Annotated in this window: 17 protein-coding genes; 1 reads left to right on the top strand and 16 read right to left on the bottom strand. The window is 65.4% G+C overall.

Annotated features, from left to right (window positions below; all coding sequences use genetic code 11):
* Both A2I95_RS17720 and cysE read right to left on the bottom strand, forming a co-directional pair.
* Positions 1 to 962, bottom strand: a 962-nt coding sequence (locus A2I95_RS17720; RefSeq protein ID WP_291731675.1) for a PLP-dependent cysteine synthase family protein, incomplete at its 3' end; no start/stop codon positions are given.
* A gap of 310 nt (positions 963 to 1,272) precedes the next feature.
* Positions 1,273 to 2,094 carry a serine O-acetyltransferase gene (cysE, locus tag A2I95_RS17715; RefSeq protein WP_291731673.1) on the bottom strand — a complete coding sequence of 274 codons (822 nt, stop codon included), beginning with the start codon at positions 2,092 to 2,094 and terminating at the stop codon, positions 1,273 to 1,275.
* A gap of 84 nt (positions 2,095 to 2,178) precedes the next feature.
* On the opposite strand from cysE, the gene A2I95_RS17710 reads away from it, so the two are divergent.
* Positions 2,179 to 2,517 carry a TraR/DksA C4-type zinc finger protein gene (locus A2I95_RS17710; protein ID WP_291731671.1) on the top strand — a complete coding sequence of 113 codons (339 nt, stop codon included), beginning with the start codon at positions 2,179 to 2,181 and terminating at the stop codon, positions 2,515 to 2,517.
* A 354-nt stretch (positions 2,518 to 2,871) separates the two neighbouring features.
* Here A2I95_RS17710 and A2I95_RS17705 read toward each other — a convergent pair whose 3' ends face one another.
* From A2I95_RS17705 to A2I95_RS17640, 14 genes are all read right to left on the bottom strand, one after another.
* Positions 2,872 to 3,180: a hypothetical protein gene (locus A2I95_RS17705; RefSeq protein ID WP_291731669.1), complete on the bottom strand. Its 309-nt coding sequence runs from the start codon at positions 3,178 to 3,180 to the stop codon at positions 2,872 to 2,874.
* Positions 3,177 to 7,091 carry a glycoside hydrolase/phage tail family protein gene (locus tag A2I95_RS17700; RefSeq protein WP_291731667.1) on the bottom strand — a complete coding sequence of 1,305 codons (3,915 nt, stop codon included), beginning with the start codon at positions 7,089 to 7,091 and terminating at the stop codon, positions 3,177 to 3,179. Before A2I95_RS17700 ends, A2I95_RS17705 begins: the two co-directional genes overlap by 4 nt.
* Complete coding sequence (locus tag A2I95_RS17695; RefSeq protein WP_291731665.1) at positions 7,091 to 7,564, bottom strand: NlpC/P60 family protein; 474 nt, start codon at positions 7,562 to 7,564, stop codon at positions 7,091 to 7,093. The genes A2I95_RS17700 and A2I95_RS17695 overlap by 1 nt, the downstream gene beginning before the upstream one ends.
* Positions 7,561 to 8,448 (bottom strand): DUF2163 domain-containing protein, encoded by an 888-nt coding sequence (locus A2I95_RS17690; protein WP_291731664.1) that lies wholly within the window; start codon positions 8,446 to 8,448, stop codon positions 7,561 to 7,563. The genes A2I95_RS17695 and A2I95_RS17690 overlap by 4 nt, the downstream gene beginning before the upstream one ends.
* Positions 8,445 to 9,077: a DUF2460 domain-containing protein gene (locus A2I95_RS17685; protein WP_291731662.1), complete on the bottom strand. Its 633-nt coding sequence runs from the start codon at positions 9,075 to 9,077 to the stop codon at positions 8,445 to 8,447. The genes A2I95_RS17690 and A2I95_RS17685 overlap by 4 nt, the downstream gene beginning before the upstream one ends.
* A gap of 17 nt (positions 9,078 to 9,094) precedes the next feature.
* Positions 9,095 to 9,754: a phage tail tape measure protein gene (locus A2I95_RS17680; protein ID WP_291731660.1), complete on the bottom strand. Its 660-nt coding sequence runs from the start codon at positions 9,752 to 9,754 to the stop codon at positions 9,095 to 9,097.
* A complete protein-coding gene (locus A2I95_RS17675) occupies positions 9,747 to 9,962 on the bottom strand; it encodes a rcc01693 family protein (RefSeq protein WP_291731658.1) in 216 nt (71 codons plus the stop codon). Before A2I95_RS17675 ends, A2I95_RS17680 begins: the two co-directional genes overlap by 8 nt.
* Positions 9,959 to 10,279, bottom strand: coding sequence for a gene transfer agent family protein (locus tag A2I95_RS17670; RefSeq protein WP_291731656.1), 321 nt, complete (start codon positions 10,277 to 10,279; stop codon positions 9,959 to 9,961). The genes A2I95_RS17675 and A2I95_RS17670 overlap by 4 nt, the downstream gene beginning before the upstream one ends.
* 3 nt (positions 10,280 to 10,282) lie before the next feature.
* Positions 10,283 to 10,696, bottom strand: a complete 414-nt coding sequence (locus A2I95_RS17665) for a phage major tail protein, TP901-1 family (protein ID WP_027259100.1) — start codon at positions 10,694 to 10,696, stop codon at positions 10,283 to 10,285.
* Positions 10,697 to 10,742: 46 nt separating this feature from the next.
* Positions 10,743 to 11,150, bottom strand: coding sequence for a DUF3168 domain-containing protein (locus A2I95_RS17660; protein WP_291731654.1), 408 nt, complete (start codon positions 11,148 to 11,150; stop codon positions 10,743 to 10,745).
* Positions 11,147 to 11,479 carry a head-tail adaptor protein gene (locus tag A2I95_RS17655; RefSeq protein WP_291731652.1) on the bottom strand — a complete coding sequence of 111 codons (333 nt, stop codon included), beginning with the start codon at positions 11,477 to 11,479 and terminating at the stop codon, positions 11,147 to 11,149. Before A2I95_RS17655 ends, A2I95_RS17660 begins: the two co-directional genes overlap by 4 nt.
* A complete protein-coding gene (locus A2I95_RS17650; protein ID WP_291731677.1) occupies positions 11,476 to 12,075 on the bottom strand; it encodes a head-tail connector protein in 600 nt (199 codons plus the stop codon). Before A2I95_RS17650 ends, A2I95_RS17655 begins: the two co-directional genes overlap by 4 nt.
* Before the next feature lie 177 nt (positions 12,076 to 12,252).
* Complete coding sequence (locus tag A2I95_RS17645) at positions 12,253 to 13,434, bottom strand: phage major capsid protein (RefSeq protein WP_291731650.1); 1,182 nt, start codon at positions 13,432 to 13,434, stop codon at positions 12,253 to 12,255.
* Complete coding sequence (locus A2I95_RS17640; protein WP_291731648.1) at positions 13,431 to 14,000, bottom strand: HK97 family phage prohead protease; 570 nt, start codon at positions 13,998 to 14,000, stop codon at positions 13,431 to 13,433. Before A2I95_RS17640 ends, A2I95_RS17645 begins: the two co-directional genes overlap by 4 nt.
* Between the last annotated feature and the right edge of the window lie 7 nt (positions 14,001 to 14,007).

Below are 14,007 nucleotides of genomic sequence, written 5' to 3'. Positions count from 1 at the left end.
GTATCCGGCAGCATCACCAGCAGCACCGAACCTTCCGGCGCGGTCTCCGCCACTTTGATCGCCGCTGCCAGGCTGGCGCCGCCGGAAATCCCGGTCAGGATGCCTTCCTCAGCCGCCAGCCGCTTGGACCAGGCAATGCTGTCGTCGCCGTTCACCGGCTCCAGCGCGTCGAAATAGCCCTTGTCCAGCGCCTCCTGCAGCACCAGCGGAATGAAATCCGGGGTCCAGCCCTGAATCGGATGCGGGTTGAACGCCGGATGCGTTGCCGCAGGCTCGCCCTCACCGTTGCGCGCCTGCGCCTCACCGGACTGCACCAATGCCGCATTGGCCGGCTCGCTGAGGGTGATCTTCAGATCCGGCCGCGTGCCCTTCAGAACCCGTCCCAGACCCGACACGGTGCCGCCGGTGCCATAGCCCAGCACCACATGGTCCAGCCGCTGGCCGTCGAAATCGCCCAGGATCTCCCGCGCAGTTGTACTCTCATGGATGTCGGCATTGTCTTTGGTCTCGAATTGATGCGCCAGGAACCAGCCGTTGGCTTCCGCCAGCTCCTTTGCCTTCACCACCATGCCAACTGCCTTGTCCTCCTTGCGGGTCAGCACCACCTTGGCGCCCAGCATCCGCATCAGCCTGCGCCGCTCGACCGAGAACCCGTCGTGCATGGTAATCACCAGCGGATAACCCTTGGCGGCGCAGACCATGGCCAGGCCAATGCCGGTGTTGCCGCTGGTCGCCTCCACAACGGTCTGCCCCGGTGCCAGCCGGCCCTCGCGTTCAGCAGCCTCGATGATGTTCAGCGCCAGCCTGTCTTTCACCGATCCCGCTGGGTTGAACGCCTCAAACTTCACATAAATCTGCACATGATCCGGCGCAATCCGGTTCAGCCGGATCGCGGGTGTGTTGCCCACGGTTTCCAGGATCGAACCATACAGCCGCCCGCGGCCTTCAGTTGTGTAAATCATCGTCGTTCCCCCGTTCCTGTGTTCTCAGATTGCAATAGACGCCCCAAACATATGCCAATCCTCGCTCCGCCGATCAAGGAGAGGCCACCGTAGCCGCGCAAGGGAAGACTGATGTTCAAGGCGTTCCGTCCAAAGCAGAACCAAATGCCCGCCCACGGACCGGAAGCAGCAGGATGACACGCAGGCCAGCCTGAGAAAGGAGTATAATTCCCAGCTGCTTACCCGCCTCAATTGACGCAAAAAAGGGGCGCCGGACCGCCCCCTTCATCTTTTCATAAATACTCAAATCCCGCGGCCGGCACCAGATGTCTCACTCTGCCGAAGGAGACCCTGCAGGCACCACCTGATCCATATTGATCGAGGGCTGGTCGCAGCCCGCCTCGCCGACAATCTTCGCCGGAACACCGGCAACCGTGGTGCAAGGCGGAACTTCCTGCAGCACCACCGACCCGGCGGCAATGCGGCTGCAATGGCCGACCTTGATATTGCCCAGCACCTTTGCCCCGGCGCCGATCAGAACGCCATCGCCGATTTTCGGATGGCGGTCCTGCTCTTCCTTGCCGGTGCCGCCCAGTGTCACCGAATGCAGCATCGACACATTGTCGCCGACCACCGCGGTCTCGCCGATCACGATGGAATGGGCATGGTCGATCATGATCCCCTTGCCGATCCGGGCGCCGGGATGGATGTCGATGCCAAAGATCTCGGAGGTGCGCATCTGAAAGAAATAGGCCAGATCCTTTTGCCCCTGCTCCATCAGGTAGTGACTGACCCGGTAGGCCTGCACCGCCTGGAACCCCTTGAAATACAGGATCGGCTGCAGCAGCCGGTGGCTGGCCGGATCGCGTTCGTTGATCGCCATCAGGTCGGCACGCGCCGCCTCCACCAGTTCCGGGCAGTCCGCATAGGCGTCATCGACAATTTCCCGCAGGATTGTCATCGACATCTCGTTTGAATACAGCTTGGCAGCGATCCGGTAGGACAGCGCCTTCTCCAGCGTCTTGTGGTGCAGGATGCAGGCATGGACCAGCCCGCCCATCAGCGGCTGGGTGGCCACGGCCTCCTCAGCTTCGCGGGTGATACGGTCCCATACGGGATCCACCGGAGTAACGGCTTGCTGTGTTTTTGCCATGGGTCAACGTCCTTTCTCCGCTCAGACTACCCATCTAAGGTGGATTGCAGCAAACGCAAACCCGTGATGAGGCATATTTTTGAAATGAATGAGTCCGGTCAGGCTGCGCTGAGGCAGCAGATCACCGCCCGCCTGGCAGAGTTGGCGGCAGAGGATGCCCTTGGCGCGGAGGCGCAGGGTGTGGTGGAGCTGGATCAGCAGATGGTCGGCCGGCTGTCGCGCATGGACGCCCTGCAGATACAGGCCATGGCCAAGGCCCAGGCCGCCCGCCGCGCGGTTGAAACCCAGCGCTTGCAGACCGCGCTTTCCCGTATGGACGCGGGTGAATACGGGTTTTGCGAAGACTGCGGCGAGGACATCGCCCTGAAGCGCCTGCAGCTGGACCCGGCAGCGCTCAAATGCATTTCCTGCGCATCCGGGTAACGCCGGACAGAGGTGTTTCGCTTCGGGCTTTGCCCGAAACGACCGGCGCCGCACGCCTGCGGCGCGCGGCTTGGAGACTTGATTTCACCTGTCATTACTCAACCAGCAAGCCAGCAGAAGTTCCGCCTCTCTTGGCCAATAGATTTTGCTGAGAAGCGCTTGGGGGCGCATTCTGCGTCCTCAAGACGCCTGCCCAAGTGTACGGCCAGCCTGACAGCCTCAAGGACAAGCCGCGCCGGGGCGCGGGGGCCTGCGGCCCTCCTTGACCCCGCCAGTCTGCCAAGGCGCGCGCACCCGCGCCGCCGGCAGGCGGCGCTGCGCCCAACGGCTGGCCGGGCAGGTTTCCTGCATGGATCAGCGGGCGGGAGCCACTCCTGCGATACGGAGATGCCGCGCCAGTTCCCGCAGCACCAGGCGGGAGCAGTTGAGATATATAGGATCATCCAGAAACGGCTCAGCGGCCAAATCAAATCTCCGCGCCGCCGCACTCAAGCTTCCGTCGCCCCAACGCGGGTGCAGGCGGCCTGTCAGCCCCGCATAAGCCGCTGCCTCCGACGCGCCGCCAAAGATCCGCCGGCACAGGCGCTGGCGGTCCGCATCCCGAACCGCCAGCAAGGCCCGTGCCACCGCCGACACATCGCCGGGCAGCACCGGGTGCATCATCCCAGTTGGGCCCGCGCTGCCGGTCCGGCACCGAACCGCGCCGACCGCTGCGCCACGTCCAGCACATCCCCCGCCTGCGCACCATCGTCGGCCTGTGCTGCAGCCGGATAGGTCCAGCCCGGCGCGGCAGAGGTTTCTTCCCTCAGCACCGTGCCGCCGCGCATCACCCGGATGCGATAGGATTCGACCTCTTCGCCCAGCGGCACCTCTTCCAGTTCCCAGCTGTCGCCCTCGATCCTGGTGCGGCGGATCCACGTCGTGTTCAAGTCACTGCCAAGCCCGCCGCCAAGCCGCAAATGCACCGGCGCATAGGGGCGCAGGCCAATGCCCTCAAAACTCTCCTGCAGATGCAGATAAGAGGGGTCCTCCAGCGCCCGCCGTGCCGGCCCGATCCGGTAGTGCCGCAGCCGCCGCCGCTGCTCCGGCGCCAGCTCCATCTGCACCGGGGTGTCATCCAGCAGCACCAAAAAGGACCCCGCAGGCCAGACCTCAGGCATCAGCGCATCCGTGCCCTGCTGGCCGCGCAAACGGCCCCGCAGCAAGTAGGTCTGCGGCGCAATCAGCTCCGCCTCGCGGAACTGGAACAGCTCCCAGTTGCCGGATGTGCCATCGCCGATCGCAGCGGCATTGGCGCCGTTCAGCACCGCCTCCGCCGTGCGGCTTTCCAAGGAACCGGAGATCAGCTTCACCTGCAGATCCGCGCCCAGATCCCAGCGCCCGGCCGCGGCGGCAAACAGCGGCGTTTCCGTGACACCGACCACCTGCCGCGCGGCAATCACCTGCTCCAGCGTGTAATTCTCATCCGCCCCGGATCCGTAAACCGCCGCGCTGCCGGGCCAGGCCGCCGCGGTCAGCGCCAGATGCGGCGCATGCGGCACCTCATCGCCGCGCATCAAGGGCAGGTCCATGAACAGGGGCAGCACCGGCCCGGGCGCGGCAAAGGCATTCACCCCCGGCAGCTCCTCCGCCACCGCGGCCAGGTCATAGGTGCCCGGTTCGATCCTGACCGCCTCCACCATCTGCGCTTCTGCCTGCTCCACCCGGTCGATGCGGTAAAGCTGATGCTTGCCATCCGCCGGCAGCGAGACTACATCCCCCGCCCCCAGATGCAGCATCGACGGCGGCAGCGCAAACCGTGCGGTATCGCGCGAGATCCGCGCCTCGGCCAGCCAGCGGCTGACGGTCTGGCGCGCCTCGGCCCGGGTCAGTGCCAGCGGCAGCTCGTTCTGGCTGACGCTATGCGTTGCCTCATCGGGCAAGACTGCCTCGACCGAGCCGGCGGCATGGTCGCCGCCCCATTCGGTAAAGCGCAGCCGCACCCGGCCCGCCAGCTCTGCCTCGCTGGCGCGGGCGAGCTCCAGGCTGCCGTCCATCTCCGCGCTCTCGGCCAGATGCGCCAGCTTCAGCGCTTCGGCCCCAGTCCCTTTGCGCATCCGGAATGTCAGCAGCCCGTCGCGTTCCACCGCGTCAAACCCGTGCCGCAGCATCAAGGGCTGCAGCACCGCGCGGGCGTCCGCGACATCCGGGTTCACATACCCATGCACCACGCCGTAAAGCCCGGTGGCATCAATGTCATAAAGGCCCGCCTTCTGGCACACTTCCTCCACCACAGAGGCCAGCGTGCGCTGCCCGGCGCGCCCGTTCAGCCAATGGCCGCGCAGGTAATTTTCGCCGTCATTCCAGATCTCAATCCGGCTGGGAAAGGCCGGAAACGGCCGCGCGTCCCAGGCCCAGACATAGGCGTTGGACATATCCAGCATCCGCCCCTCGTATTCCTCCGACAGCGGATTGTTCGCTGCGTCCCCCCAATGGCCCAGAAACGCCCGCAGATAGGAAATCTGCATCAGATCGTCCCGCAACCCGTTGGAATAACGCGGCAGTTTGGATTCCGAGCTTTTCGGGTCCAGAAACTTGTTGGGCTGATTGGTGCCCTTGTCGATGGCGGCGCAGCCAAGCTCGGTGAACCAGATGGGCTTGGACTGCGGCACCCACTCCGTCGGCACCGCCTGCCGCACGCCGCCGATCCGCTCATGGTGGTCATTCATCCACCAGCTGCGGATATCCTTGTAACGCCACACCCAAGCCTCATCATGGGCGCCGTCACTAATCGGGGTGCGGATCTGCGCTTCGCGGGCTTCGGAGGAGTGGTAATACCAGTCAAACCCCTCGCCGCCCTCCACATTGCTGCTGAGGTAGCCGAGGTCATAGATCGCCGGCACGCCCGCCAGCGCGTCGAGATGGTCCGCGCCCTCGCGCCAGTCGCTGAGCGGCATGTAGTTGTCGATGCCGATGAAGTCGGTATTCGCATCCGCCCACAGCGGGTCCAGATGGAAATACCGGTTTCCCTCCGGCGACTGGTAGCCCCAGTATTCCGACCAGTCGGCGGCATAGCCGATCTTGGTCTCCGCCCCCAGAAGCGCGCGCACCTCAGCTGCCAATGCCTTGAGCGCCGAAACTGCAGGAAAACCATCGGTGCCGCGGATCTGCGTCAGCGCCCGCATTTCCGAACCGATGCAGAACGCCTCGACCCCGCCCGCCGCCGCGCACAGCGCGGCGTTATGCAGGATAAAGCGGGACAGGCTCCATTCCTCGGGTCCGGTGTAGGTGACGCTGCCATCCCCCACGATGAAATCCGCCGCCGTCACGGTGCCGAAGAAATCCGCCACCTCCGCCTCCGCTGCAGCGGTGCCATCGGGGGAACCCGGTTGCCCTGGAGCAGCTGACAACGTAATCCGCCCGCGCCAGGGCAGGTGCGGCTGGCTGGCGCCGCCGGTCCAGGGATCGGGCAGGTCGTTGCCCTCTGCCTGATCCATCAGGATGAACGGATAAAACATCACCCGCAGGCCGCGGCCCTGCATCTCTTGGATCGACTGGATCACCGAGGCATCCGCGGGGGTGCCGCCATAAAGCGGCTCGCCGTCTTCCTTCAAAACCTCCTCTGCCGCCGCGCGGGTCACGCCGCTGACGGACCAAGCCATGTTTCCTTCGGCATCCTTATGCTCCACCTTGGGCTTCAGCGTGCAAACGCCGCAGCGCAAATCGCCGCCGAACCACGACACAATCAAGGAGGCCGCACCGCAGGCCGGCAGCTCCGCCTCCAAGGCGTTCAGCGAGGTCTTGAGGTCGCTGAGACCGGAGGGCGTATGCTCATTGGCCGGCTTGGCATCGCCAGGCCCGCCGGAATACTGCACCACATCCGCGGCCAGCGCGTACTCACCGGTGCCAGGCATCAGCGCCACCCCTTGCACCAGCTGGCCCAGGTCCAGCGCATGGGTGCTGCTGGCTGGTTGTTCGGGGCGCAGAACATCAAATGAAAACTGCGGCACCCGGTTGCCAAAACGCGCAAGGTCGAGGTTCTCCATCACCACATAAGCGGTGCCGCGGTAGGCGGGCACCTGCCCCGGCCCCTCAATCGCCTCCATCACCGGGTCGGGCAGCTGGTCCGCGGTGCCGCGGTAAACGGTCATGTTCAGATCCTTCGGTGCCACTTCCTCGCCATCAGCCCAAACACGGGCGACATGGGCCACCTCGCCCTCGCACAGCGCAACCGCCAAGGAGACGGAATAGCTGTAGCTGGTCACCTGCGGCTGGCTCGGCCGCCCTTTGCCGCCGCCGCCGCTGGTCTGGGAGGTTTCCAGAAACCGCGAGGTCCAGATCACTTGCCCGCCCAGCCGCATCCGGCCATAAACCTGCGTCACGGGCGTGCCCTCGCTGGCCTGGGTCAGGCGGAAGCGGTCGACCTTGCCGGTCTCCACCGGGTCGGCACCGCTGCCCAGCAGCCGCTCGTCAATCATCCGGCCAAGAGTAGCGCCCGCCGCGCGGCCGATCACTGCCGAGGACAGTCCCGCCACGGTGCCGCCAATTGTGCCGCCAATCGCAGCACCCGCAGCAGAAAGAAGAATGGTTGCCATCAGATCAGCTCCTTCGGGAAGTGAAACCGCGCCACGATGCGGCGCTGCCAGGGCGGGCTCAGCGGGCTTTCGACAACCCCGTGGCCGGCATAAGCGTGGATGAAGGACGGGCCGGAATTACCAACGTCCCGCCCGGCGGCCTTTGGTTCTTTTTCATAAACCGCCGATTGCACGCCCAGATGCTTGGCCACCGAGCCGTCGCGCATCCGGAACAGGATCACGTCACCGGGGCTGGCCTTTGCCAGCGGCTTCGCCGCCAGATGCCGCGCCGCGGCCTGCCACAGTGCCTCGGCCCCCTGCGGTTCCGACCAGTCCATCGTATAGGCAGGCGGCGCTTCGGGCTCGGACCCGTACAGCTCCCGCCACAGGCCCCGGATCAGGCCCAGGCAGTCGCAGCCCGCGCCCTTGCAGCAGGCCTGATGCACATAGGGCGTGCCGATCCAGCCCCGCGCCGCTGCCACCACCCGGCTCATCGCCGGCTCCCGCCGGTGTTCATGCCGGACTGGCGCGGCACCGACATCACCCAGTCCTCGCCCGGAATATCGGGGAAGCCCTGAAAGTTCAGCAGGTTGTTGAACTTCAGCCGGCAAGTCTCCATGCGCTTGTCGCAGCCGGCCTGCAGCCGGACCGTGTCACCCGGCGCCACTGCCGCGCGGACCGGTTCCCACAGGGTGATCCGGCGCACGCCCTGCTTGGCTTGATCCGCCTTCACGGCGGCCCACAGTCCCGCAGCCGGCCCGCTCAGCACCGACAGCCGCCCGCCGGTGAACCAATCCGGCTCAAACCCCGGCAAAGCCTCCCAGCGGAACACTTCATTGCGCTCCACGCCTTCAGCATCCAGTTCCACGGCATAACCCGGCGTCTGCAAGTCAAACCGGCAAACGCCATCGCCCAGCACCGCCGTGCAGGGCTTCTGATAGATCCGCCCCAACGGCTGGTTCAGCATCTCGGTCAGCCCGCGCAGTTCGGCCTCAAAGGCGCCGCCCGCGCGGCGGATCTCGCCGATGGAGCCGCGGAACTGCAGCCAGCGCATCGAAGCATCCTGCCAATTGACCAGCCAGCAGCGCACCTCGGCGCCGTCAAAGCGGCCCGCCTCAATGTCCTCCTCACGCACAGCAGCGTCGCTCAGCACCCCCAGCGCCTCGGTGTTGTCGACCGAGAGGCCGGTGGCCTGTTGCACCGCCCGTGCGGTCAGTCCGCTGCCGGGCTGAAAGTCGACGCCATCAAACGACAGAACGCAGTCATGATCGGTGAAGCCCAGCACCGTGCCATCGCGCCGCTCCAGCGCCCAGGCCCGGCACACCGTGGTAATCCCAGATTGAAGATGGGTCTGCAACTCGTTGGAAAGACTACTCATACCCGCACCTCCACCACAGGCACCGCGGGTGCCTCTCCGGCCTGGAAGGACGCCACGCTGGTCTGGATGCTGGCGGTATCAAACCGCACCGGCACATCGAATTCGAACCCCGCATTGATGCTGAGACCAACCTCCGGCGGGTGCGCCAGGGTGATCAGCCCGGTGGCGGTGTCCAGTTCATAGTCGACAGTTTCGCGCAGTTCATCCTGCTCAATGCCCACCCGCACGCTGCCCGCCACAGGTTTCGAAATCGGGCGCTGATAGGTGAATTCACCCGACCGGTAGGTCTTGGCCAGCTGGAACGTCACCGTGCTTCCGTCACCGGTGGCAATCACCTGGTCGCGGAAAGCCGGATCGGCGCTGGGCCGGGCGGATTTGTAATCGCTCCAGTCCTTCCAGCGGAAGCCGTAAAGCTGCCCCTGGCGGGCCTCGAAGAAGGCGATCAGGGTTTCGATATCCTCCAGCGCGCGCAGTCCCAGGCCGGCATCATAGCGGCGGCGGGAGTGCGCCCAGGGGGTGTTGCGCTCTTCAAACCCGTTGGCCAGCGTCACCACATCGGTGCGCCGTTCCGGGCCGCCGACAGAGCCGAAGCTGAGCGAGGCGGGAAAGCGGACTTCGTGAAAATTCATGGTGTTACCCTCCATCCTTAACGGTTTCGCCCGCCGCGGGACAATGCGCGGGACAGCTGTGCGGCGATCTGGCTGCGGCTGCGTTCAAAGCCTTTGACGTCGGGGGTGGAGACATTCATCACCACATTGACAGCGCCGCCGCCCTGGCTGCGGACGCCAAGCGATCCGTCAGCGCCGCGCGTCAGCGGCAGGATCGCCTCTGGCCCGGCCTCGCCCATCAGCCCGGTTGCACCGCGCATCGGGAAAGTAGTGGGGCCGGAAACAACGCCGCCCTTGGCAAAGGGCATCACCTTGCCCTGGCTGAAGGCGGCGCCGTTGGCGAAGGGCAGGATGCTGCCGACCAAGCTGCCGATGCCGTCTGAGATCAGCCCTCCCACGTGGTTCGTCACCGGCTTCATCGCGGCGTTATAGGTGGTGCGGATCATCGAGCGCGCGAGTGTATCCATCGACTCCGACAGGTTGTCGCCGTCAAACACCAACCCGTCAAAGGCACGCCGCAAGCCTTTGGAAAGACTGCGATCCAGGATCTGCGCGTCGCGGCCGGTTTCGGAAAATCCTTCCTTCACCCGCCCCAGCACTTCTGCAAAGGTTGCCGCCATTCCAGAGGCACCGTCCAGCGCTTCTCCCAAAGCTTCGCCCTGCAGTTCCAGTTCTGCCATCGAGGATGAGTCAGTCATCTGTTGTCTCCTTTTCCTGTGGACCGGGGATGTCGGGGAAGTCCTGCATCAGGGCTGCCAATCGGTCCCGGTCCAGGGGCTGGGGTGCTGCGGCCTCACCCAGCATCAGCCGCAGTTCCGCGGGGGTCAGCTGCCAGAAGTCGCGCGGCAGCAGTTTCAGCCCCGCCATCCCGGAGCGCATGAGGGCGGGCCAGTCGAGCGCGGTCATTTGCTCTCCGGCACGGCAAAGCTGCGCACCAAGAGTTCCGCCGCCGCCCGTGCCGCCTGCATCGGGCCGCCGGTGATGGTTGCAGCGGCGAGGTCATCTCGGCTGAGGTCATGCCCGCCGCCCTGCAGACCGGCCGCCAGCAGCGCCAGCACGTCACGGGCGGAAAACCGGCCCTGCTCAAAACGCTGCACCAGATCCACCAGCGTGCCTTCCTCCAGCGCAGCCTCCAGCCCCGCAAGCGCGCCGAGCGTCAATTTCAGCGCGTAAGGGGTTCCATTCACGAGCAATTCAACCTCGCCTGCCTGCGGGTTCACCATTGGTCACACCGCCGCAAAGCTGAGCTGGCCGGCGCTGGCGAGCGACAGTTCATAGGTTGCCTCGCCATTGTGGCTGCCGGCGTATTCAAGTGCTGTGACCTGGAACGGCCCCTGCACGATTCCGAAGTCGGGGATGATCACCTGGAACTCGGGCGTGAGGCCTTCAAAAAACAACTGCCGGGCGCGTTCGTCGGTCGCCTCGTCCCGGAAGATGCCGGAGCCGGAAATGCTGGCAGAGCGCACGCCGGCACCGGCCAGCAGCTCGCGCCAGCCGCCCTGGCTTTCGAGGCTGGTCACATCGACGCTTTCGGCGTTGAAGCTGATCCGCGTGGCGCGCAGGCCGGCGATGGTCTCAAACAGGCCGGCGCCGTTCATGTCCACTTTGACCAAGAGGTCCTTGCCGTTTTGAACTGTCATGGGGTTTCTCCATGTATTTCAATTGGTTTCAAGAAGGTTCTGAGGTTCAGACGTCATCCACCCGCGCCCGGAAACGCAGGGTGATCTGCCTGCCGCCGGTGGCCAGCCGTTCCGCCTTGGCCCGGTCGAACCACAGACCGGTCAACTGGCCGCGCGTTAGCGGCACCGAGGCGCCAACCAGCGCGTCGCAGACCGCCGCGGCGGTGGCCTTGGCGCCGGCAAAACCGGCGGTGTCGGTGGTGACGGTGACGAAAAACCGGTGCTCGGCACCGCCCGCAGATTTGTCGGACCGGTCCAGCACCTCCTCCGATCCCAGGGCCACATAGGTCTGCGGCAAGGGGCCTGCGGGGATAGCGTCATAGATCGCGCTGCCGACCAGCGCGGTCAGACCCGCGTCGCCGGTCAGATGGGTGTAGACGGCGGATTGCAGCCCGCCTGCGATGGCATAGGTCATCCGCTCACCTCCTCAACCGCGAAACAGGTGAGGTAGCGGGCGTCCGGGTCATTTTCCGCAACTGCATCAATGCGGTAGATTCGGTTTCCGTCCCGGAAGCGCTGGTCGGGCCGCGGACGGGATGCAAAGCCATCCGGGCTGGCGCGCAGGGTTATACGGTATTTCTGCAAAGACACGCTGTCAGCAGCCATACGGCCCGTCAGGGATTTCACCGCTGCCCAGAGGGTGCCAAGCGCCACCCAGGTCTCGCTGTAGCCGCCGGCGCCGTCTGGCGCGCGCTGGGGGTCTTCAAGCACCAGCTTGCAGGTCAGGTTCGGGGGGCGCTTCATGCCAGGCCCCCCAGTGTCAGCCGCAGAGAGCGGTAGCGTTCGATCAGGCTGGTGACACCAAAGGGCATGCAGCCGCCGTGCAGGCCGGTGTCGGCCCGGTATTCGTAGTAATGGGCGGCCAGCAGCATCACCGCCTGGCCCAGATCGGCGGGTAAGCCGCCCCAATCCGCGGCCATGCCGGCCTGCAGGGAAATCCGCACCAGGCCGCCTGTCGGGATCGCGGGCAGCAGGCTGCCGGCCGGACGCAGGCGCGGGCGCTGGCTGTCGCGCTCCAGGTGATAAAGAGTGGCGTCCAGAACGGTTTCGGTGCCGCCTGCGTCTCGCATCACAACGCCTGAAACCGCCTGCACCGGGGCAATGGGCAGGATCATCTGCACGCGGTCGCGCCAGTGGCGGATTTCCAGTTCAAACTCGCGGGTAATCAGCGCCTTACCGGTTCTTGCCTCAATCGCGGCCAAGGCGGCGCGCAGAAAGCCAAACAGCACCTCGTCCTGCAGGCTGTCCTCGCCAAAGCCGGTGCCCAGACGCAGATGCGCCTTGAACTGGGCCAGCGGCAGGGCGGCCTCGGGCACGGGGGTCACTTCGCTCAGCATCATCATCTAACTCCTGCGGGCCTTCCCCTGATGCGGCCCTGATCTGCTGTCCGGGTGGGGTTCGGCGGGCATGCACCATCCCTTGCCGCTCGGACGGAGGGGAGCAGCTGGACGGCAAAGGACTGTGGGGTGCATGCCCGCCGGCGGACCGGTCTGCCGGTCCGCCATCAGCGCAAAGCGTTAGCTCGCGCCGAATTTCATCAGCTTGATCGCGGCAAAGTCGCTAACGTCGCCACCGACGCGCTTGGTCGCGTAGAACAGCACATGCGGCTTGGCGCTGAACGGGTCGCGCAGCACCCGCAGGTCCGGGCGTTCAGCGATGGTGTAACCGGCGCGGAAGTCGCCGAAGGCGATGGAAAAGCTGTTGGCGGCCGGATCCGGCATGTCCTCGGCGATCAGCACCGGGTAGCCCATCAGCCGCGCAGGTTCACCTGCGGCCAGCCCGTCGGACCACAGGAACCGGCCATCAGCGTCTTTCAGTTTCCTGAGCATTCCCGCAGTCTTGGAGTTCAGAATGAAGGTGGCGTTGGCGCGGTATTCCGCCCCCAGCGCATAGACCAGGTCGATGATCGCGTCACCGTTGCCAATTTCTCCGTCCACGCCGGTCGCCTTGTAGCCGAGGTTGCCCCAGCTCCAGCTGTCGTTCTCGGACACGGTGTAGTCGAGGAAACCGCGGGGCTTGTCGACACCGTCGCCGTTGATGAAGGCGTCGGCCTCCGAGCGGGAAAACTTGTCGGCGATGCGGCCCGCCAGCCAGCCCTCGATATCAAAGGCGCTGTCGTCCAGCAGCCGCTGCGACGCCTTGGGCAAAGCGCTCAGTTCATGCAGCGGGATCGAGATGCGGTCGATATTGCCGGTGGAGGTTTCCGCCGCCGGGCCGGTTTCATTGGCCCAGCCGGCGCCCATCTCGCTGTGGTCGATCAGCACGTCGTAAGACGAGGCCTCCACATGCACCACCGAGGCCACGGCGCGGATCGAGGCGGAGGCGTTCAGCACCGCCTTGACGGTGTCGGAGGTCTGCGGGTCGACCAGATAGCCGCCGTCGCTGCCCACGGCGGTAGACATCGCCTTGCCTTCCAGTTCCAGCCCGCGCAGGCCGTCGTCGTCGCCGCTGCGCAGGTAGGCGTTGAACGCCTTTTGATGCGGCGCGCCCGCGTCCTGGCTGGCTGCCAGATGGGGGCGGTTCTGTGAGATTGTCTTACGGTCCAGCATGTTCACTCGCTCTTCTGCCTGTTTCAGCCTTGATTGCACGTCGTTCTGAAACCCCTTGAATTCATGAAGAAAGCCGGAGACAGCCTGTTTCACTTCATGCGCCAGGGGCGCTGCATCCCCGGAGACGTCCGGGAGGTCTTGATTGCTCATGTTGGGTGTCCTGTTTTGAGGTCACGGGTGATCTGGCGCAGGCCGTCGGCCAATGCGCGCAGCGCCTCGGCCTCGGCATCCAGGCCGGTGGATTTACCCGCCACCCGCGCCGCGGGCAGCATCGGGAAGGTGACCAGCGACACCTCCCACAGCTCCACCTGGGTCAGGTTGCGGGTGCCGTCCTGGCCGCGGGTGGATTTCACGGTGCGGTAGCCGATTGACAGCCCGTCAATCGCGCCGGCTCCGATCAGCGCCGCGGCTTCTGCGCCCTTGGGTGTGGCGGTCAGAATGCGGCCCTTCACATACAGGCCGCGCTTATCCTCGCGCACCTCATCCCAGACGCCTATGGGCTGCGCCGGGTCGTGCTGCCACAGCATCTTGACGGTGCGGCCCTGATCCCGGAGCGCCTTGAGGGACGCGGCATAGGCGCCGCGCACCACCACATCGCCGCCCTGATCGGTCTGACCGAACAGGCTGGCGTAGCCCTTGATTTCTGTTGCGTCCTTCAGCGAGAGATCCTCGCCGAAGCGTGCGAATTTATGTTCAAGCCGGGGAGGTCCCTGCATGATATCT

The sequence above is a fragment of the Leisingera sp. F5 genome (assembly GCF_001593695.1).
The sequence above is the reverse complement of the archived record's forward strand: the minus strand, read 5'-3'. Positions and strand labels throughout refer to the sequence as shown.